Source organism: Burkholderia sp. GbtcB21, from assembly GCF_019091065.1.
GTDB lineage: Bacteria > Pseudomonadota > Gammaproteobacteria > Burkholderiales > Burkholderiaceae > Burkholderia > Burkholderia pyrrocinia_C.
The window spans coordinates 1-629 of the sequence record NZ_JAGXKA010000092.1 but is presented as its reverse complement, the minus strand read 5'-3'; the positions used below and the strand labels follow the sequence as shown (position 1 = coordinate 629).

2 protein-coding genes are annotated in these 629 nt (G+C 56.6%); one reads left to right on the top strand and one right to left on the bottom strand.

Annotated features, from left to right (window positions below; translation table 11 throughout):
* The first annotated feature begins 190 nt into the window (after positions 1 to 190).
* Positions 191 to 451, top strand: a complete 261-nt coding sequence (locus tag KVT39_RS36470) for a DUF5372 family protein (protein ID WP_217591431.1) — start codon at positions 191 to 193, stop codon at positions 449 to 451.
* Positions 452 to 515: 64 nt separating this feature from the next.
* Here the strand turns inward: KVT39_RS36470 and KVT39_RS38740 are convergent.
* Positions 516 to 629, bottom strand: a 114-nt coding sequence (locus tag KVT39_RS38740) for an IS3 family transposase (protein WP_368858971.1), incomplete at its 5' end; no start/stop codon positions are given.

Sequence of the window (629 nt, the reverse complement as noted above, 5' to 3'; positions counted from 1 at the left end):
CTCTTCTTTTTCATCGGCATATCCATGACTTTTATACCTCATGATATGCCCCGCCCACGAAATGACGGATAGGTCCGCATGAAGGCGACGTAGTCGCGTTTCATCGTCTTCACGAAGCTCTCGGCCATTCCGTTATCGTAAGTCAGCAACTGCTTGTCGTCACGACGGTTGCACGGCCGTAACGGTCGAGATCACCCATCCCTTTCACCCGCGACGCGGTACACGAATCCAGCTGGCTACCCGGCGCATCAACTGGGGAGAGGACCGCGTCATGTTCTACGACGAACATGGCCAGCTGGTATCAATACTGGCCTCATGGACGAACGTGGATGAGCCGGACGCGTTCGCGCAGGCTGCGGCGGGTCGCTCCGCCTTTCGTGTCGACGACCTTCGGAGGCTGCGCGCGCTAATCGACGACCTGAGGCCGGAGGTCCTGGGTCATGTCAAGTAAATTACGCCGTATGTGTAAGTTAAATTACGCCGCATGACCCTGCCTCGTTTTCACGTACAGCATTTCATGCGGCGATCAAGCTAGCCTCGTAGTCGACAGGCGTGAGGAAGTCGATCGAGGTATGCAGGCGTTGCCGATTGTAATAGCCCTCGATCCAATCGACGATATCCAGGCGGGC